This window comes from Haloechinothrix salitolerans, assembly GCF_042662605.1.
In the GTDB taxonomy this organism is placed as follows: Bacteria; Actinomycetota; Actinomycetes; order Mycobacteriales; family Pseudonocardiaceae; genus Haloechinothrix_A; species Haloechinothrix_A salitolerans.
In genome coordinates this window covers 1,511,378-1,529,864 of record NZ_JBHSXX010000001.1, presented here as the reverse complement: position 1 = coordinate 1,529,864, position 18,487 = coordinate 1,511,378, and the positions used below count along the sequence as shown (strand labels likewise).

The 18,487-nt window shown below is 63.6% G+C and carries 14 protein-coding genes; 6 read left to right on the top strand and 8 right to left on the bottom strand.

From position 1 onward, the window contains the following. Positions 1-30: 30 nt before the first annotated feature. A complete protein-coding gene (gene gnd, locus ACFQGD_RS07090) occupies positions 31-1,038 on the bottom strand; it encodes a phosphogluconate dehydrogenase (NAD(+)-dependent, decarboxylating) (RefSeq protein WP_390221141.1) in 1,008 nt (335 codons plus the stop codon). Between the two features lie 13 nt (positions 1,039-1,051). Further along, the gene (gene tal, locus ACFQGD_RS07085; protein WP_345399061.1) at positions 1,052-2,161 is read right to left on the bottom strand and encodes a transaldolase; all 1,110 of its coding nucleotides are present in this window, start codon (positions 2,159-2,161) and stop codon (positions 1,052-1,054) included. Positions 2,162-2,310: 149 nt separating this feature from the next. Here tal and ACFQGD_RS07080 point away from each other — a divergent pair, with 149 nt between their 5' ends. Next, positions 2,311-3,132, top strand: a complete 822-nt coding sequence (locus tag ACFQGD_RS07080) for a DeoR/GlpR family DNA-binding transcription regulator (RefSeq protein ID WP_345399063.1) — start codon at positions 2,311-2,313, stop codon at positions 3,130-3,132. An 898-nt stretch (positions 3,133-4,030) separates the two neighbouring features. Here ACFQGD_RS07080 and fgd read toward each other — a convergent pair. Then, positions 4,031-5,038 (bottom strand): glucose-6-phosphate dehydrogenase (coenzyme-F420), encoded by a 1,008-nt coding sequence (fgd, locus tag ACFQGD_RS07075; RefSeq protein WP_345399065.1) that lies wholly within the window; start codon positions 5,036-5,038, stop codon positions 4,031-4,033. 539 nt (positions 5,039-5,577) lie between these two features. On the opposite strand from fgd, the gene ACFQGD_RS07070 reads away from it, so the two are divergent. Genes ACFQGD_RS07070 through ACFQGD_RS07060 form a run of 3 tightly spaced genes read left to right on the top strand, consistent with a single transcriptional unit; the run spans position 5,578 to position 9,194 of the window. Continuing rightward, positions 5,578-7,134, top strand: a complete 1,557-nt coding sequence (locus ACFQGD_RS07070) for a hydantoinase/oxoprolinase family protein (RefSeq protein ID WP_345399071.1) — start codon at positions 5,578-5,580, stop codon at positions 7,132-7,134. A 50-nt stretch (positions 7,135-7,184) separates the two neighbouring features. Continuing rightward, positions 7,185-8,294 carry a DUF917 domain-containing protein gene (locus ACFQGD_RS07065; RefSeq protein ID WP_345399074.1) on the top strand — a complete coding sequence of 370 codons (1,110 nt, stop codon included), beginning with the start codon at positions 7,185-7,187 and terminating at the stop codon, positions 8,292-8,294. Between the two features lie 27 nt (positions 8,295-8,321). After that, a complete protein-coding gene (locus tag ACFQGD_RS07060) occupies positions 8,322-9,194 on the top strand; it encodes an FAD binding domain-containing protein (RefSeq protein WP_345399077.1) in 873 nt (290 codons plus the stop codon). Positions 9,195-9,321: 127 nt separating this feature from the next. On the opposite strand, the gene cofH is transcribed toward ACFQGD_RS07060, so the two are convergent. Both cofH and ACFQGD_RS07050 read right to left on the bottom strand, forming a co-directional pair. Beyond that, complete coding sequence (gene cofH, locus ACFQGD_RS07055; RefSeq protein WP_345399080.1) at positions 9,322-11,700, bottom strand: 5-amino-6-(D-ribitylamino)uracil--L-tyrosine 4-hydroxyphenyl transferase CofH; 2,379 nt, start codon at positions 11,698-11,700, stop codon at positions 9,322-9,324. A 53-nt stretch (positions 11,701-11,753) separates the two neighbouring features. After that, positions 11,754-13,103 (bottom strand): L-serine ammonia-lyase, encoded by a 1,350-nt coding sequence (locus tag ACFQGD_RS07050; RefSeq protein ID WP_345399083.1) that lies wholly within the window; start codon positions 13,101-13,103, stop codon positions 11,754-11,756. Positions 13,104-13,240: 137 nt separating this feature from the next. On the opposite strand from ACFQGD_RS07050, the gene ACFQGD_RS07045 reads away from it, so the two are divergent. After that, positions 13,241-13,996 (top strand): transposase family protein, encoded by a 756-nt coding sequence (locus tag ACFQGD_RS07045; RefSeq protein ID WP_345398857.1) that lies wholly within the window; start codon positions 13,241-13,243, stop codon positions 13,994-13,996. Between the two features lie 196 nt (positions 13,997-14,192). Here ACFQGD_RS07045 and ACFQGD_RS07040 read toward each other — a convergent pair whose 3' ends face one another. Then, entirely contained in the window at positions 14,193-15,353 is a 1,161-nt protein-coding gene (locus ACFQGD_RS07040) for a cobalamin-independent methionine synthase II family protein (RefSeq protein ID WP_345406108.1), read from the bottom strand. A gap of 259 nt (positions 15,354-15,612) precedes the next feature. Here ACFQGD_RS07040 and ACFQGD_RS07035 point away from each other — a divergent pair, with 259 nt between their 5' ends. Then, positions 15,613-16,599 (top strand): LLM class flavin-dependent oxidoreductase, encoded by a 987-nt coding sequence (locus ACFQGD_RS07035; RefSeq protein WP_345406105.1) that lies wholly within the window; start codon positions 15,613-15,615, stop codon positions 16,597-16,599. A gap of 94 nt (positions 16,600-16,693) precedes the next feature. Here the strand turns inward: ACFQGD_RS07035 and ACFQGD_RS07030 are convergent, their stop codons facing one another. Beyond that, positions 16,694-17,008 carry a hypothetical protein gene (locus ACFQGD_RS07030; RefSeq protein ID WP_345406102.1) on the bottom strand — a complete coding sequence of 105 codons (315 nt, stop codon included), beginning with the start codon at positions 17,006-17,008 and terminating at the stop codon, positions 16,694-16,696. A gap of 34 nt (positions 17,009-17,042) precedes the next feature. Further along, complete coding sequence (ahcY, locus tag ACFQGD_RS07025; protein WP_345406099.1) at positions 17,043-18,476, bottom strand: adenosylhomocysteinase; 1,434 nt, start codon at positions 18,474-18,476, stop codon at positions 17,043-17,045. Between the last annotated feature and the right edge of the window lie 11 nt (positions 18,477-18,487).

The following is an 18,487-nucleotide window of genomic DNA, read 5'->3' as shown; positions in this document are numbered from 1 at the left end:
GTTGACCGACACAGGTTCGCAGGGGCCACATCAATCGTTAGCCGGTAATTCCACATGACCACCGAAGGCCTTACGCATCGCCGACAGCGCCTTGTCCGCGTAGTCACCCTCTTTGCGGGAACTGAACCGTTCGAACAGTGCGGCGGTGAGGACGTAAGCGGGCACACCTTCGTCGACAGCGGCCTGGACCGTCCACCGTCCTTCGCCGGAATCCGAGACGTGCCCGCTGAACTCCGCCAACTCCGGATCGGCGCGTAACGCGGCGGCTGTCAGATCAAGCAACCACGAACTAATGACGCTGCCGCGCCGCCACACCTCCGCGATGGCGGGGATGTCGAAGTCATAGCGATAGAACTCGGCATCGCCAAGCGGGGCGGACTCGGCGCTTGACTCGCGCTCGGCAACCCCGATGTCGGCCTTCCGCAGGATCGCCAGCCCTTCGGCGAGCGCGGCCATCTGGCCGTACTCGATGCCGTTGTGCACCATCTTCACGAAGTGCCCAGCCCCCGCGGGCCCGCAGTGCAGGTAGCCGTGCTCCTCAGTCGCCGGTTCAGCGGCGCTACCCGGTGTCCGTCTCGCCGCGTCCACACCGGGCGCCAGCGCGCGGAAGACGGGGTCGAGCCGGGCGACAACGTCCTCCTTGCCGCCGACCATCAAGCAGAAGCCGCGTTCCAAACCGAACACCCCACCGCTCGTGCCCGCGTCGACGTAGTCGATGCCGCGCTCGGCGAGTTCGGCCGCCCTCGTCACGGTGTCTCGGTAGTACGAGTTGCCACCGTCGATGACGACGTCACCAGGGGTGAGCTCGGTCGCGAGCTCGTCCACGACCGAACCAGTCAGCGCGGCAGGAACCATCGCCCACACCACACGAGGTGCATGCAGCTTGCCGACCATGTCCGCGATCGAGGCCGCACCGAGCGCACCATAGGTTTCCACCTGTGACACCGCTTCCGGATCGGCGTCATAGACCACGCACTCATGTCCCGCCCGCATCAGCCGCCGGGCAAGATTCGTACCCATACGACCGGCACCGATCATGCCAACTCGCACGTCAGCTCACCTTCCTTGTCATGGCCGCCGCGACGTCGTCACGCAGCGCCGTCCACGATTTCTGAAACTTGACAACACCCTCGCGCTCCAGCTGGCTGACGACGTCGTCGATGTCGACTCCCACCGCGGCGAGGCTTTTGAACACGTGCCGAGCCTCGTCGTAGTGCGCCCTGACCCGATCACCGCGTACCTGCCCGTGATCGGCTACCGCGGCAAGGGTGGCCTCGGGCATCGTGTTGACCGTGCCCGGTGCGACGAGATCCACCACGTAGCGCGTGTCGTCATAGGCTGGGTCTTTCACGCCCGTTGACGCCCACAGTGGACGTTGTGGGCGCGCCCCGTTCTCCGCCAGCCTTAGCCACCGCTCTGTACCGAGCACTCGCTCATGATGCTCGTACGCCAACCTCGCATTGGCGATCGCCGCATGACCACGTAGCGCGTGCGCCTGCCGGGTCGCGATCGTGTCCAACCGGGCATCCACCTCGGTATCAATGCGACTAACGAAGAAGGACGCGACGGAGTTGATGTCGTCCAGCCGTCGACCCGCCGCCCGCGCCTGCTCCATGCCGTCCAAGAACGCCTCAGTCACCGCCTGATAGCGCTCCACCGAGAAGATCAACGTGACGTTCACACTGATCCCTTCGGCGAGACAGGCCGTGATCGCGGGCAAACACTCCACTGTGGCCGGAATCTTGATCATAAGATTCGGCCGGTCCACCAACCACCACAACAGACGCGCCTCGGCCACCGTCCGCGCCGCGTCGTGGGCGAGCCCGGGATCCACCTCAATCGACACCACACCATCGGCGCCAGACGTGGCGGCGAACACCGGCCGCAACACATCACATGCCGCCCGCACGTCCTGCGCCGTAACCAGCCGTACCGCCTCACCCACCGGCACATTCAACGAGGCGAGGTCGGCCAACTGCCGTTCATAGGCCACGCCGGAGGCGACTGCCTGCTGGAAGATCGTTGGATTCGTCGTCACCCCAGTGACGTGTCGCTCGGCCACCAGCTCCGCGAGCGTTCCTGACTCCAGCCGTTCTCGGCTCAAGTCGTCCAACCACACCGCTACACCAGCTCCCGCTAGGCGCTCCAGCGCGTCACTCATTATCCGCTCCTCGCGTTCGCCGCGTCGTGCTGCATGCTTTCGCGCAACTATTCTGCACGATATCATGCGATATGCTGTTTACGGAGTCAATGAACGGTGGGACCTACGGGCTACGCTGGACCTCGCAGCACATGAGCAAGGAGGGTCTAATGGCCACGAGCACGCGCAGGCGTGAGATCCTGCATCGACTGCTCGCTGAGGGGTACGTCGAAGGCAAGGACCTCGCCGTGGGGCTCGGTGTCGACGTATCCACGATCCGGCGCGATCTCGACGCCCTCGCCCGCGCGGGAAAGGTCCAGCGCACCCATGGTGGCGCCCGCCCACTGCCAGGAAACGCCACCGATATTCCCTACACCACGAAGCAGGCCCAACGCCTCGCTGAGAAGGCTGCCATCGGCCGCACCGCCGCCAGCCGCGTCCGGGACGGCGACACGATCATCCTCGACAGCGGATCCACGACCTACGAAGTCGCGGCCGCTCTCCGCGATCGCCACGGTCTCACGGTGATCACCAACGACTTGCGCATCGCCAAGTTCGTGGCCAGCATGCCTGACGTGCGCCTGCTCGTCACCGGCGGCGAACTGCTTGGGTCCGTCTTTACGCTTGTCGGCGAGCGAGCGGTTGATTTCCTCGGCGACTACACCGCGGATTGGACATTCCTTGGCGCCGACGCCATCGACCCCATCGCGGGCATCACGAATACCAACACGCTCGAAGTACCCATCAAACGTGCGATGATCGCGGCGGGCGAGCAGGTCATCGTTGTCACCGACAGCACGAAATTCGATCAGCGTGCGCTGGCCAGAGTCGCCAGCATCGACGAGACCGACCTCATCATCACCGACGAGGGGCTCAGCGACATCAGCGACTACGGAAACCGCGTGCTCCGAGTACCACCCACGCATCACGTCACCATCTCCGCGTCGGAAGGCACCGGTATCGCAAACGGCCACAAGGACCAACGTCGGTGACCCACTGCATGAACAGGTCGCTCACGGATGACATACTCGGCGAACCGCGCGAGTACACCCGCAGAGCTGTCGCTGAAGCCACCGCGGTACCCATGCACCGCGCCCGGCGATTCTGGCGAGCTAGCTACCGATCATCCGCCAAAACCATGACCCAATGGTTGACCATTCCGATCCAGTGCCGCGTTCCTGAGCTGATCCGGCACTCGCAATCGTGGTTCACCCGATGCGACGGGCACGGCGCCCCATCTTCTGAACCAGTGATCCAGAAGGGATCCCGATACGACGCGTGCCGTCCAAAGATCCCACATCGTATCCACGTCGTGGGACAACGACGGGTCGCACCGCGGCGTCAGGTCGACAGCCCCCGCGGCAGCGTGTCGCTCAGCCGAGCCTGGCCCGAACTCCGGGTGCAAGGAGTCACCGAGACGGCTGGCCAGAATGGTCGTGCCGCTCCCGGGGCTGTCTCGCATCATCGCCGATAACCTTTCAGGCACGGCCCGCAGGAAGTCCCGCAGACCCGCCGCGGTCAGTCCAGGCACATCCCCCACCACCATGGCGACTTGGTGATAACCTTCCCGAAGAGCAGCCCGGCATCCCTGCCGAAACGCCGAGTTCAGCGGATCCGGCCCAACGCCACCCGCGTGGTCCTCTACTTCTCGAAACCGCCGCTTACCCACTCTCCGTTCGAGATCAGCGAGGACGTCCGGCGGCGCCACCACGAAGCACCTCCCGACCTCAGGCATTTCCGCGATCGTGCGCAGCGTGTCTTCCGCCAGTGCCTGTACCAGTGTGATCCGTTCGGCGAAGCCGAGTCCGAGCATTCTGCTCTTGGCCGACGCCCACGATTTCACGGGTAGGACAATGCTCCACTCGCTCATCGAGTCTTCCCTTCGGACCATCAATCGCTCAACGCCCGCAACGCAGGAAGGACTTGCTCGGCGAAACTCCTCAGGAACCGTTCCTGATCATGGCCAGGGCCATGGAAAACGAGATGGTCGAAACCCGCGTCGACGTAGGCCTTGATCTGGGACAGCGCTTCCTCCGGGTCCGATGTGACGATCCAGCGACGCGCCACCTGCTCGATCGGCAACTCGTCAGCCGCTCGCTCCATCTCGGCGGGATCTTCGATTCCCGCTTTCTGCTCCGGCGTCAACGACAACGGTGCCCAGAAGCGCGTGTTCTCCATCGCGCGGTCCGGATCGGGATCGAACGACAACTTGATCTCGATCATGCGGTCCAGCTGTTCCGGCTCGCGACCGCCATTTCTGGCGCCCTCCGCTACGGCGGGCAGCAGCTTGTCGGTATAAAGCTCCATACCTTTGCCGCTGGTACAGATGAACCCGTCGGCCCGCTCGCCCACGTATCGCGCCATCACTGGCCCACCCGCGGCGATATAGATCGGCACTCCCCCATCAGGCCGGTCGTACACAGTCGCGTCGAGCGTCTGGAAATACTCGCCGTCGAACGTGACCCGCTCCTCACGCCACAACGTCCGCATCAGATCCACGGCCTCTCGCAACCGGGCGAGCCGTTCCTTGAATCCCGGCCACTTCACCCGAGCGACAGCGACCTCGTTCAGCGCTTCACCGCTACCAACACCCAGCACGATCCTGCCGGGATACAAGCACCCCAGGGTGCCGAACGCCTGCGCGAGCACGGCCGGGTTATACCGGAACGTCGCGGTCAGCACGCTCGTGCCGAGCACGACGCGCGACGTCCGCTCACCGACGGCGGCGAGCCACGCGAGGGAGAACGGTGCGTGACCACCGTTCTGCCGCCACGGCTGGTAATGATCACTCACCATGACACTGTCCAGGCCGACTTCCTCAGCCAGGACGGCGTACTCAACGAGATCACGAGGCGCAAACTGCTCCGCCGAAGCCTTGTAGCCAATTTTCAATACCATCCAGCTCACCACCAGAACTCGTCACGTTATCGCTGTCGCGGACCGGGTGGCCGAGGAAAAGTGCGATGTAGATCGTCGTACATTATCCGGCCCGGCATGTTTCGCGAGCAGTCCGGCATTGATCCGCGTTTCGCATGCAAATCGAGGACGTCGTCAATTGACCCAGGATAATAATAACGAATTTGAGCGGCCATCAGAAGTCAATCAGCATACCGCGATCCCACAAATTTCTATCACGGAAACTGTGCTGGCAACCAACGACGCCAAAGAACACGGCTCGCTGAACATACACGCGGCTAGACACCAGCACAGTGCACTAAGTAGCGGATCGACTTTCTACACCTCGGCTAGGGACGCGGACCGCTGGCCAGCACTAACCTCTTAGTGAAGTACATGGACCTCAACTACTTCCGTGACCGCGGCATCGCGATCCCGACGACAGGGCGAGCCGCGAGCGCGGCAGGAGATCCTGTCTCGGCAGAGCACCCGGTGACGACGGATCACTCGGGCAACCCGAACAATGACGTGGGGCTACGTTGATGCGTATCGGAATTGATGTCGGCGGAACCAACACCGACGCTGTACTACTAAGCGGAACCACGATTCTCGCGGAGACGAAAACGGCGACGAGCGCTGACGTCACGAGCGGCATCAGTAACGCGCTCAGCGAACTGCGCGGGAAGTATTCATTCGAACCGGCATCCATCCAAGCGGTCATGATCGGCACGACGCATTTCATTAATGCCATTATCGAAGCCAATCGGTTATGCCCGACAGCCGTGGTCCGGCTAGGGCTCCCAGCGACCGAGGCATTGCCACCGCTGGTGGAGTGGCCCGACCGGCTCCTCGCGGCGATCAGCGCGCGAGGTTACCTCTGTCACGGCGGCCATGAGTTCGACGGCAGTCCGATCTCACCGCTGGACCGCTCCGAGATCGACCGAGTGGCGGCCGACCTAGGCAAGCACGGCATTCGTTCGGTAGCGATCTCATCGGTGTTCAGCCCGGTCAACGCCGAGATGGAAGCCGAAGTCGCCGCGCTACTCCAGGAACAGTTACCCCACGTGCACATCAGCCGATCACACGAGATCGGCAGGATCGGGCTCCTCGAACGAGAGAGCGCGACCATCATCAACGCGGCGCTGCGCGAGCTCGCCAACCAGGTATGTACCGGGCTTGCCAATACGCTCGCCGAAGATGGCATTCACGCCACGCTCTACCTCAGCCAGAACGACGGCACTCTGATGGACGTGAGCTACGCCCGCGAGTATCCGGTCGCCACGTTCGCTTCCGGCCCCACGAACTCGATGCGCGGCGCCGCGTTCCTTTCGGGACTTGAGGACTGTGCGGTGGTCGACGTCGGCGGAACCACGAGCGATGTCGGCATCTTGCGGTCCGGGTTCCCCCGGGAGGCCACCGCCGAGGTGAGTGTCGGTGGCGTACGGACCAACTTCCGTATGCCCGACGTCCTGTCCGTTGGCATCGGTGGCGGCAGCCGCGTACGGCAGGAGAACGCGGGCGTGACCGTAGGGCCAGACAGTGTCGGCTACCGGTTGCGTGACGAAGCCCTTGTCTTCGGTGGGCGAACTTTGACAGCGACGGATCTCGCGGTGGCGGCGGGCAAAGCCGCTATCGGGGACCCCAGCCAGGTCGCCCACCTCGACCCCACGTTCGTCCGTACCGGCCTCGATACGATCGCCGAACGGGTCGCGATAACCGTTGACCGGATGCGTACCAGCCCAAATCCAGTGCCCGTGGCATTGGTCGGCGGCGGAAGCGTGCTGTTACCCGACGAACTCGCGGGAGCGGCCAAAGTCGTGCGTCCTGACCACTTCTCGGTCGCCAACGCGGTCGGTGCCGCCATCGCGCAGATCGGTGGCGAGGTCGACCGGATCTTTCCCATCGCGCCGGGACAGCGAGACGAGGTCCTTGACGCGGCTAAGCAAGAGGCGGCGGACAAGGCCGCGGCGGCAGGCGCTGACCCTCACTCGGTCGAGATCGTCGACGTCGAGGAGGTCCCCATCGCCTACCTACCTGGCAACGCGACGCGGGTCAGGGTACGCGCGGTCGGAAATCTGACTCTCGATGAAACGCACTGACCCGACGCACCTGACCGCTGCTAGCAGAACCTCGTCCGGAGGGACACGATATGGCCTTCGAAATCACCCCTGACGACCTCGGTGACCTCGCCCGCGGTGCCGCGCTGCTCGGTACCGGCGGTGGCGGAGATCCGACGATCGGCCGCACCCTGGTATCAGAAGCGCTGCGTAGGAACGGCCCGGTAACCGTCATCGATACCGACGAGTTGGACGACGACAGCCTCATCATTCCCACCGCTCTCATCGGCGCACCGAGCGTGCTCGTCGAGCGGCTGCCACGCGGCACCGAACCGATCAGTGCGCTTCGTGCCTTAGAGAACCACCTGGGGCGTAAGGCGACAGCGACGATGCCGATCGAGTGCGGTGGTATCAACTCAACCATCCCGTTGTTCGTCGCTTCACAACTTGGCATTCCCGTCGTCGACGCGGATGGGATGGGAAGGGCGTTCCCCGAACTCCAGATGGAGACTTTCGCGATCTACGGCGTCTCCGGATCCCCGCTCGCGATCGCCGACGAGCACGGCCACACCGCGATACTCGACACCGGCGACGACAACAAGAGCCTCGAGGGGTGGGCTCGGGTGCTCGCTATCAAAATCGGCGGCGTCAGCTACATCGCCGAATACTCGATGAACGGCGCTGAGGCTCGTAGGACGGCGATACCGGGCACGCTGTCGCTCGCACTGCGACTCGGTCGGACGCTGCGCGAGGCACGCGAGAACCACCACGATCCCGCCGACGCCCTCAGCGAGACCCTTTCCGACACCCTGTACGGGCACGGCGAGTCGATCTTCACCGGCAAGATCGTCGATGTCGAACGCCGCACCGCCGAAGGCTTTACCAGGGGGACGGCCACGATCGCCGGGTTCGATTCCGACTCGACGTGTACCATCGATTTCCAGAACGAGTTCCTCGTCGCCAGAATCGACGGCGACACCCGAGTGGTCGTACCGGACCTGATCACAGTGCTCCACCTGGAGACCGGGGAACCGATTACCGCCGAGGCGCTGCGCTACGGGCAACGTGTACGCGTCTTCGCGATCTCAACGCCGGAGATGATGCGCACTCCCGAGGCGCTCAACGTCTTCGGCCCGAGCGCGTTCGGCCTCGGCGAGGAATTCGTCCCATTCGAGCACCGGGCGCAGGCAGCACTACGGTGACCGGCACCACCAAGGAGGGCACACCCTATGTCGACGATCCTGACCAGGAGTAACCCGCGCCCGCACGTCCACTCGCCAGCCTCGGCGGAAGACGCCGCACGCGTGCTGGCCGAACTGGGCACGGCAGGCGAGGTGCTCGCCGGCGGCACGTGGATCTTGCGCTCACAGCTGCGTGGCGAACAGCAGCGATCGAACTACGTGTCCCTGCATCATCTCCCCGAGCTGCGGCAGGTCCACACGGGCGAGAACGTCACGCTCGGGGCGATGCTGACGCACACCGACATCGCCGAAACCCACGGCGGCACGGCCTTTTCGTGCGTCGCCGAAGCCGCGCGAACCTCGGCTTTCCCCCAAGTACGGAATACCGCGACGCTCAGCGGGAACATCGCGACGACGGCGTTCGCGGAGGCCGACCTCGTCCCGGCGCTGCTCGCGGCGGACGCCGAGATCGAGCTGTGCGCACCGTCGGGCTTCAGCACGCTCGACATCCAGTCGTACCTCGCGTCCCGAGCGAACCGTCCCCTCGGTGAGTTGATCACCAGGGTGAGCGTGCCGACACCGGCCACGCGTCGTTCCACCTTCGAGCGGCTCACGGTTCGCGCGACTGGTGAGTACGCCATCGCGAACGTCGCTGTCTCGGTGGACGTCGACGAGGACGAAATCGTACGGCACGCACGCATCGCGGTTGGCAGCGTCGAGCCGGTGGCCAGGCTCTGCGAGTCCGCCGCTACTGAACTGATCGGGCACTCGCTCAGCGACGATGCGGCCATCGCTCGAGCGGGCACAGCCGCCGCCGAGGAATGCACCGCTCGCGATGGCCTTGACGCACCAGGGTGGTATCGCCTCGCCGTACTGCCCACCCTCATCAGTCGCGCTGCTCGACGGATCGAGCGCGCATAGCTCCGGGATTGGAGCGATTCGACGAGCCAACCGCCCATACACGACACTTCGGCTCCGGGCGCGATGGACGCGCCCGGAGCCGAAGTGCGCTATTACCAGCTACTACCAGGGGCAGCCGACCGTCAGGTCAGCTTGCCTTGGCGGTCGCGGGCTCTAGCAGTTGGTAGAGGGTGTCCCGGCGGGCTAGCCAGCGTCCGAGATCCGACACCATACCGGCGAGGTCCGCCTCTTGAATGTGCTGGCCATGGGCCGCTCCCGCCGCGCGGCTAATGTTCTCGTCCATCAAAGTTCCGCCGACGTCGTCCACCCCCGCCTGGAGCAGCTGCTTGACGCCGGACAATCCGATCTTGACCCAAGACGCCTGGATATGGTCAACGAGCCCGTGATACACGATCCGGGCCACCGCGTGCACGAGAACGACCTCGCGCCAGGTCGGACCGCGGCGCGCCTGCTGCTTCAGGTAGATAGGTGCGGCCATATGCACGAACGGCAAACCGACGAACTCGGTGAATCCTCCGGTTTCTCGTTGCAGTTCGCGGGTCCGCAGCAGGTGCCGTGCCCAGTGCACGGGTTGCTCAACCGAGCCGAACATCATCGTGATGTTGGAGCGCAGACCGATCCGGTGTGCGACACGATGGCACTCGAGCCATTCCTCCGTGCTGATCTTGTCCGGACACAGTACGGCCCGAACGTCATCGTCAAGGATCTCAGCCGCCGTACCCGGTAACGAACGCAGGCCAGCCTCCTTCAACCGTGACAGGTAGCTGTCCAGCGGCTCACCGAGCCGCCGCGCTCCCTCGGTCACCTCGAGCGCGGTGAAGCCGTGGATGTGCATCTCGGGAACCGCTTGCTTCACCGCCCGGCACACTTCGACGTAGTGCTCACCGTCGAAGTTTGGATGGATCCCGCCCTGCAGGCAAACCTCGGTGCAACCAAGCTCCCAAGCCTCCACGGCGCGTTCGACGATCTGCTCCATCTCAAGGAGGTACGGCTTGCCGCGCAGGTTCAGCGATAACGGGCCCTTGGCGAATCCGCAAAACCGGCACTTGAACGTGCATACGTTGGTGTAGTTGATATTGCGGTTGCGCACATAAGTCACTGTGTTCCCGGCTGACTTCGTACGGAGCTCATCAGCGACCCGCGCCACGGCGGCCACCTCCGAGCCGCGCGCGGACAGCAACGTCACGATCTCCGCTTCCCCCAGCTCCTCACCCGCGAGAGCCGACCGCAGGGTGTCCCGGACAGCTCCCGCGGCTCCTGGGTCGACCGAGGCGGGAACGAGCACGGGAGGCGCACCGTCGGCCCCCGAGTACCAGGCCGTCGACTTCCGCCCGGTCAACTTGACCTCGGCACCCGTGCCTACATTGTTCGCGTCAGCGTAGCGCTCCGGGAACAACGCGCCAGGATCATCCCGGCCAAGGTACTCGGCATCAGAACGGTCGAGAACGGAAAACCGCATCTCCTCCGCCAGCCAGCGACCAGCGTCCGCCGCGAACTCCGGATATACCGTCAACCGAGGGGCGAGCATCTTGCCTCGCCGTGCCGTCACCGCGTCGAGCCGTGCCAGCTCGGGCCACGCGCGTTCCGGATTGACGTGATCGTCCGTCACTGGTGACACGCCTCCCCAATCATCGATTCCCGCATCAAGCAGGACCCCGAAGTCGTCGAGAAGGTTCGGCGGTGCTTGCAGATGGATATCAGGCGGGAGGATCACGCGGGCCATCGCGATGGTGCGCAGGAACTCCTCCGGTTCACATGGCGGGGAGTTGCGCATCACCGTGTCCGGCTTCGGTACGAAGTTCTGCACGATGACCTCTTGGATGTGACCGTAACGTCGGTGCGCCTCCGCGATGACGTTTAGCGCGTCCCAACGGTCGCGATGCGTCTCGCCGATCCCGACAAGGATGCCCGTCGTGAAAGGAATCGCGAGCTCGCCAGCGGCGTCCAATGTGGCCACTCGCCGAGCCGGATCCTTGTCAGGAGCTCCGCGATGCGCGGCCAGTTCCGGGTTGAGCGACTCCAGCATCATCCCTTGGCTCGCCGACACCGTCCGCAGCCGCCCGAGCTCCGACTCGCTCAGTGCTCCCGCGTTCGCGTGCGGGAGCAGGCCGGTTTCCTCACGTACCAGCTCGCACATGGCGACCAGGTAATCAACGGTCGAGCTATAACCGTGTTCGGCCAGCCAATCCCGTGCGACCGCGTACCGGCTCTCCGGACACTCCCCCAAGGTGAACAACGCTTCGTGGCAGCCAGCCGCGGCCCCTCGCACCGCGATCGAGAGCACTTCATCCGGAGTCAGGTACGGCGCGTCGGTACGTGCGGGGGACTTCGCGAACGTACAGTACCCACACCGGTCACGACACAACGTCGTCAGTGGCACGAACACCTTCGGTGAGTACGTGATCCGAGTCCCGAACCGCTCGTCCCTGATCTGGCACGCGGCCGACAGGAGAGTGTCCAACGGACCATCGACGAGTGTTTCCTCATCGTAGGTGGGACGATCCATCGCGATGCCTTCCCTTCCTCACGGCCGACCATGCACGCGGACGGCGAGTGCCATCAGCACAACGGCACGTTTACTGCGAGACCGCCCAACGCGGTTTCCTTGTATTTCTCGCTCATATCGGCTCCGGTCTCGCGGACTGTCGCGATCGCCTGGTCAAGGGAGACCCGGTGCCTGCCATCTGAGTTCATCGCCAGCCTCGCCGCGGTGATGGCCTTGATGGCCGCGACGGCGTTGCGTTCGATACACGGAATCTGCACCAAACCGCCCACCGGATCGCAGGTGAGCCCGAGATTATGTTCGACGGCGATTTCCGCCGCGTTCTCCACCTGTTCCGGTGTGCCACCAAGGACTTCCGTCAACCCCGCGGCCGCCATGGCGCACGCGGATCCAACCTCCGCCTGGCATCCCGCTTCCGCGCCGGAAATCGACGCCCCTGACTTGAACAGCGCTCCGATGGCCGCCGCGGTAAGCAGGAAACGACGCACGCCCTCCTCGTCCGCACCGGTCACGAAACGGCTGTAGTAGTGCAAGACCGCGGGGATGATTCCAGCCGCCCCGTTCGTCGGCGCGGTGACGATACGGCCACCCGCCGCGTTCTGCTCGTTGACCGCGAGTGCGTACAACATCACCCAGTCCATCCACCGCGGCTCGTCGTCTGTGGGGTCTAACGAGGACAGTCGCCGGTAGAGGGCCGCAGCACGCCGCCGTACGCCCAGACCACCCGGCAGCGTTCCGCCAACGGCCATTCCCGCACGCACGCAGTCGCTCATGGCACGCCAGATCTCGTCCAAGCCTGCTTCGATGTCGCGTGTCGTCCGCCATGTTTGTTCGTTCCCGAGAACGATGGCGCTGATCGGCCGATCGTACTTCGATGCCAGCGCGAGGAGCTCGACCGCGGATGCGAACGGGTAGGGAACCTCGTCCTGAGGTAGCGAATCCCCACCCATCTCATCGACGATGAAACCACCGCCAACGGAGTAGTAGTTTCGCTCGAGGATGGCGGACTCGCCGACGGCGAAGGCCGTGAAGCTCATGCCGTTCGGATGTAGCGGCAACGACTCGCCAGTCCGGAGTTGAAGGTCGGTATGTTCGATGAACGGCACCTCGTGTACGCCATCGAGCGCCAGCATGCGACCTGACCTAATACTGGCGACACGGTCGGGGATGGATGCCACGTCCACGAATTCCGGCTGCTCTCCGCACAATCCGAGAAGCACGGCCACGTCGCTGCCGTGCCCGCAACCCGTCGCACTGAGTGAGCCGTAGAGTCGTGCACGGAGCCTGCTGGTTTCAGCCAGCATTCCCCGCTCACGCAGCTCGGTCACGAAACGTCGGGCCGCTCGCATCGGGCCAACGGTGTGAGAGCTCGATGGACCAATTCCGATGCTGAACAAATCGAACACACTGAGCCTTTTTCAACCTGAGTGGACGGTGGTTGGCGGGTGGTTGGCTCGGGTGTGTCGGTGATCAACAAAGGGTGAAGCTCCTGGTAGGAGCGGTGTCGACCAAGATCACCTGCACCAGGACCAGGAGCTTCACTGTGCTGTCCTACCCGTCCGCGATCGATCTGTCCAGCTCGACACTTCGGTTCTTGGCGACTCGGCTGCGTCGGCATCGCGTCGTGATCGGATCGCGATGGCGCAAGCTGCCGCCCCAGCGGCAAGCGCTGCTGGTGCTGGCGCACCTGCGCAACGGTGACACCTACGCGAGTCTGGCCGCCGGATTCGGTGTCGGCGTGGCCACGGTGTATCGCTATGTCACCGAGGCGGTGGAGGTGCTCGCCGCGATCGGCCCAGAGTTGAGCGATGCCGTCCGCACAGCCAAGCGCAAGGCGTTCGTGATTCTCGATGGCACGCTGATCGCGATCGACCGGGTGCATCATCAGCGGCCGTACTATTCCGGCAAGCACAAGCGCCATGGCGTCAACGTGCAGTTGCTGGCCGACCCGGCCGGGCGTCTGATCTGGGCCTCACCCGCGCTGCCCGGCTCGACGCATGATCTGACCGCCGCCCGCCGTCACAGTCTCATCACCGCGTTGACCAGTGCGGCGATCGCGACCTTCGCCGACAAGGGATATCTCGGCGCCGGCGGAGCTGTGGGTACGCCGTACCGGGGTCGTGGCCTTGTCGGCTACCGCAGGAGGTTCAACCATCACCACGCCAGGATCCGTGGTGTCGGCGAACGCGCGGTCGCCACGCTCAAAGCCTGGCGCGTGCTGGCCAAGGTCCGCTGCAGCCCCCACCGCATCAGCCGCCTACTCGCCGCAATCCTCACCCTCCACCACACACCCACATGATCAAGATGAAAAAGGCTCACTGGGCGACGGCAAGTACTCTCCTCTGGTTCATCACCTGACGAACATCCGCACGGCCGTCGGGCGGAAACACCGACCCCACATGCGCCTGGCGCGCATGAGGGGTCGGTGTCGTCCCAGAAGCCATCACGGCGCTCACGCTTCTGGGCATGCATCCCATCGAAAGATGGGTTGGTTACTACTTACCCTTCGCCAAGTCTTCGCTGGCACGCTCGGCTCCCTCGACCAGCGCGCGGAGTTTCATCCACGCGATCCGCGGATTCACCATCAGCACATTGACAAAAGTGCCGAACCCGCAGTCGACCCCGGCGATCATGTTCTCCTGCCCGACGAGGTTCGCGAACTGCTTGACGCGCTGCGCGATCAGTTCTGGGCGCTCAACGATCTCAGTCTTCGAGTCGACAAGGCCCGGGATGATCACCTTGCCATCCGGCAGTTTCATGTCGGTGAACAGCTCCCACTCGTGTGCATGGGCAGGGTTGGCGGCCTCGAAGTTGATACCACACACGTTGGCCCGGAACGCGGGCTCAAGTGCATCCTGGAGCGGGATATCGTTCCGGTGCGGTCCGTTGTAGTTCGCCCAGCACAGATGCATTCGGACACTGTCAGGCGAGATCCCCTGCAGCGCGACGTTCAGGGCATCGACGTGCAGATCCTGAACGGCGCGGAAGCCACGGGACTCCACCTGGTCACGCATCCAGGTGTGCATGTCGAATCCCAAAGCGAGATCGGGAGAGTCGATCTGCAACAGGAACCCGGCATCAACGATGGCGCGGTACTCCGCGTTCAACGCCTCGCCCACCGCGAAGACATACTCGTCGTAGTTCTTGTAATAGCGATTTGGCGCGCTCATGGCCAGCAGGCCCGGCGAGACGGCTGGAATGAATGCCTCGGTTGCCGGCGTCCGTTCCAGCGCCGCGGTGAGGTTCGCGATGTCCCGGTTGACGTGCTCGAAGCCGGTGTACCGCAGTGGGCCGGTACACACCGGAATCTTGACCACCGTGTCCTTGTAGATCCGGTATGCGATCTCAGGAAAGTCGGCCATATCCCCAAATTGGAACACCTCGGAGGCGTCGATCTCCTCTCCGAAGCCCTCAATCCGGCTACCGGCGTACTCCAGGTATCCCGGCTTCGCCGCCTCGCCGTCGGATACGACGTCGAGTCCGCAGTCGACCTGCTGTGCCACGATGTCGGCTGTCGCCTGGCGGGCTCGCTTCTCGAAGAGCTCTTGGTCCACACTTTTACCGAGCACCTGATTCAGGAGCAGCTCGTTGAGGTCCTCTGGACGTTCGAAACTCCCGGTGTGAGTCGTCAATACTCGATCAACGCTACGTTTCATAGCTGAAGCAATTCCTTTCACAGACGGCGACGGCGCCGCAGCAGAGGTGAGCCGTCGATGAAACCTACGTGCTGCGTTTTACCCTTTTGGTCAAGCTATCCGCGCGGTCCCGCCCATACAATTGCCCCATTGCACAGGGAATCAGCCCGTTTCTTGCCATCTCCGCCAATACTCGGCGCGCCGAACCAAGGGGACAATCGTGTCTACAATATCCGATCCGGCGGCGCGCGCCGGTCGAACTCCGTCTGGAGAAAACTCGATGAATACCAAACCCCTTGGCGTACTTGTCATGACCACAACGCCGCCGGAGGACGTCGGCCCCACCGCCGCGCTGGTCGAGGATCTCGGCTTCGGTGAACTCTGGGTTGCCGAGGATTACTTCATGTACGGCGGCTTCACCGCTTCCGCGGCGGCGTTGCAGGCGACCAAGCGCATCTCCGTCAATCTCGGCCTGATCGCGGCCGTGGCAAGGCATCCCGCCGTTTCCGCGATGGAGATCGCCAGTCTCGCTCGAACCTATCCGGGGCGCTTCGTCCCCGGCATCGGTCACGGTGTCCCGGTCTGGACCGACCAGATGGGCCTCACCGCGAAGTCACCGCTCAGCGCGCTCGATGAGTGTGTCAGCGGGATTCGTCAACTGCTGCGGGGGGACACCCTCGACACCGAAGGTAAGCAGTTCACGTTCCGCTCTGTCACGCTGACCCATCCCGCACCAGGCGACATCCCGATCCTCACCGGTGTCGTTGGCCCGAAATCGCTTGAACTCTCCGGCAGGATCGCCGAAGGAACGATCATCAGTGTGCTCGCTGGACCGACATACGTGCGAGCAGCACTGGAACACATCCACAAAGGTATGCGCGCCGCCAACCGCACCGAACATCAAGTTCCGGTCTTCACCCTGTCCAGCATCGCCGAGGATGGTGATGCGGCACGAGCGGCCGTTCGCCCCGCGCTGGCGATGTACCTGACCGCGCTCGGACCGCACAACCCGCTCAGTGGCGCGCTCGGTTGGAACGATCAGCTCAAAGAGCTGATGGAGGATGGTATCGACGCGCTCGCCAAGAACATGCCCGACGAGTGGGTGGAGGAGATGGCGATCGCGGGAACCCCGGATGAGGTGGTCGTGAAGGTCCGCAACCTGCTCGACGCTGGGGCCACCAGCGTCGTCCTCGCTCCGGTCAACCCGGCTGATACCAGCGATGAACTGAAGCTTGTTGGTGAGAAAGTCCTGCCGCGGCTTCCCTGATCAAGGCCTCACCGGCCGCGAACACCGTCGGATATCTACCGATAGCAGCGGGCCCGGCACCGATAATGGTGCCGGGCCCGCTGCTATCGACGGATTATTCGATCACCGTGCCGTGCGTGATGACAGCGTCATCGACAAAAGACGTCAGCTGCTCGAGGAATCGCTCACGCCCGGGAAAGTCGCCGATGTCCGCCACGTAGGAGTCCAGGTCGGAAATCTCGACGACCTCTAGATAGTCGCAGGGAAACTCCGATTCCGAAAGCATCCCTTCCAGCCGGACAACTCGATAGCTTTGGATCGAGTTCAGCGAGCGCGCTGTCGGATAGTCCACTTCACGTAGCCACCGCTCGTACTCATCACGGTCGCAGCCTTGCCGAAGCTTGTTGAGGAAGAAAACGTGGGTCGTCATAGTGGTGAGGCCTCCTGGTTCTCGCTACCGCTGCTCAGTAGCGGTAATGGTCGGGCTTGTACGGGCCATCGACAGCGACGCCGATGTAGGCGGCCTGCTCTTCGGTCAATGTCGTCAACCTGATGCCGAGGGCTTCCAGGTGCAGCCGGGCGACCTTCTCATCGAGATGCTTGGGCAACATGTACACACCAACCGGGTAGTCGTCCGACTTCGTGAACAGTTCGATCTGCGCGATCGTCTGGTTGGTGAAACTGTTGGACATCACGAAGCTCGGATGTCCCGTCGCGCAACCGAGGTTCATCAGCCTGCCTTCGGCGAGCATGATGACGGAGTGACCGTCCGGGAAGGTCCACTCATCCACTTGAGGCTTAATGTTTTCCCGTACGATTCCCGCGACCTCGCTCAGCCCCGCGGTGTCGATCTCGTTATCGAAGTGGCCGATGTTGCACACGATCGCCTGATGCTTCATCCGCCGCATGTGATCTGCGGTGATCACGTCAAAGTTTCCCGTCGTGGTGACAAAGATGTCCGCGAAGGCCACCACCTCGTTCACGGTATCCACTTGGTAACCATCCATGGCGGCCTGTAGCGCGCAGATCGGATCGATCTCGGTCACGATGACCCGCGCTCCTTGACCTCGCAGCGCGTCAGCACATCCTTTACCCACGTCACCGTAGCCACATACCACGGCGATCTTGCCACCGATCAGCACGTCCGTAGCCCGGTTGAGGCCATCGATCACCGAGTGCCTGCACCCGTACTTGTTATCGAACTTCGACTTGGTCACCGAATCGTTGACATTGATGGCGGGGAAAAGCAACGACCCGTCCCGGTCCATCTCGTAGAGCCGGTGAACACCCGTCGTGGTCTCCTCCGTCACCCCGCGAACACCACTGGCGATGGTGGTCCACCGCCCGCCATCCTCACGCAGTGACCGCTCGAGAAGGCTCAGGACAACTCGATGCTCATCGTTCTCGGCATCTGCTGGATCCGGGACCGTACCCGCCTTCTCATACTCGACGCCCTTGTGTACCAGCAGAGTCGCATCGCCACCGTCGTCGAGGATCATGTTCGGCCCGCCGTCTGGCCAGCTCAATGCCTTCTCGGTACACGCCCAGTACTCCTCGAGCGTCTCGCCCTTCCAGGCGAACACCGGAACACCTCGCGGGTCGTCCGTGGTGCCATCCGGGCCAACCACAACCGCCGCCGCGGCATGATCCTGGGTGGAGAAGATGTTGCAACTCGCCCAGCGAACCTCGGCGCCGAGTGCCACCAGTGTTTCGATCAGCACGGCGGTCTGGATCGTCATGTGCAGTGAGCCGGTGACTCGCGCACCGCGCAGCGGTTGGAGCGATGCGTACTCTCTCCTCGTGGCCATCAGGCCAGGCATCTCATGCTCGGCCAGCCGGATCTCCTTACGCCCGAAGTCGGCAAGGCCGATATCGGCAATCTCGAAATCAAATGTCATCGCACTACACT

Coding starts and splice junctions, on each gene's coding strand:
- ACFQGD_RS07030 (WP_345406102.1), bottom strand. CDS start 17,008: ATGACGACCCACGTTTTCTTCCTCAACAAGCTTCGGCAAGGCTGCGAC.
- ACFQGD_RS07035 (WP_345406105.1), top strand. CDS start 15,613: ATGAATACCAAACCCCTTGGCGTACTTGTCATGACCACAACGCCGCCG.
- gnd (WP_390221141.1), bottom strand. CDS start 1,038: ATGATCGGTGCCGGTCGTATGGGTACGAATCTTGCCCGGCGGCTGATG.
- ACFQGD_RS07065 (WP_345399074.1), top strand. CDS start 7,185: ATGGCCTTCGAAATCACCCCTGACGACCTCGGTGACCTCGCCCGCGGT.
- ACFQGD_RS07080 (WP_345399063.1), top strand. CDS start 2,311: ATGGCCACGAGCACGCGCAGGCGTGAGATCCTGCATCGACTGCTCGCT.
- ACFQGD_RS07060 (WP_345399077.1), top strand. CDS start 8,322: ATGTCGACGATCCTGACCAGGAGTAACCCGCGCCCGCACGTCCACTCG.
- ACFQGD_RS07040 (WP_345406108.1), bottom strand. CDS start 15,353: ATGAAACGTAGCGTTGATCGAGTATTGACGACTCACACCGGGAGTTTC.
- fgd (WP_345399065.1), bottom strand. CDS start 5,038: ATGGTATTGAAAATTGGCTACAAGGCTTCGGCGGAGCAGTTTGCGCCT.
- cofH (WP_345399080.1), bottom strand. CDS start 11,700: ATGGATCGTCCCACCTACGATGAGGAAACACTCGTCGATGGTCCGTTG.
- ACFQGD_RS07070 (WP_345399071.1), top strand. CDS start 5,578: ATGCGTATCGGAATTGATGTCGGCGGAACCAACACCGACGCTGTACTA.
- ahcY (WP_345406099.1), bottom strand. CDS start 18,476: ATGACATTTGATTTCGAGATTGCCGATATCGGCCTTGCCGACTTCGGG.
- tal (WP_345399061.1), bottom strand. CDS start 2,161: ATGAGTGACGCGCTGGAGCGCCTAGCGGGAGCTGGTGTAGCGGTGTGG.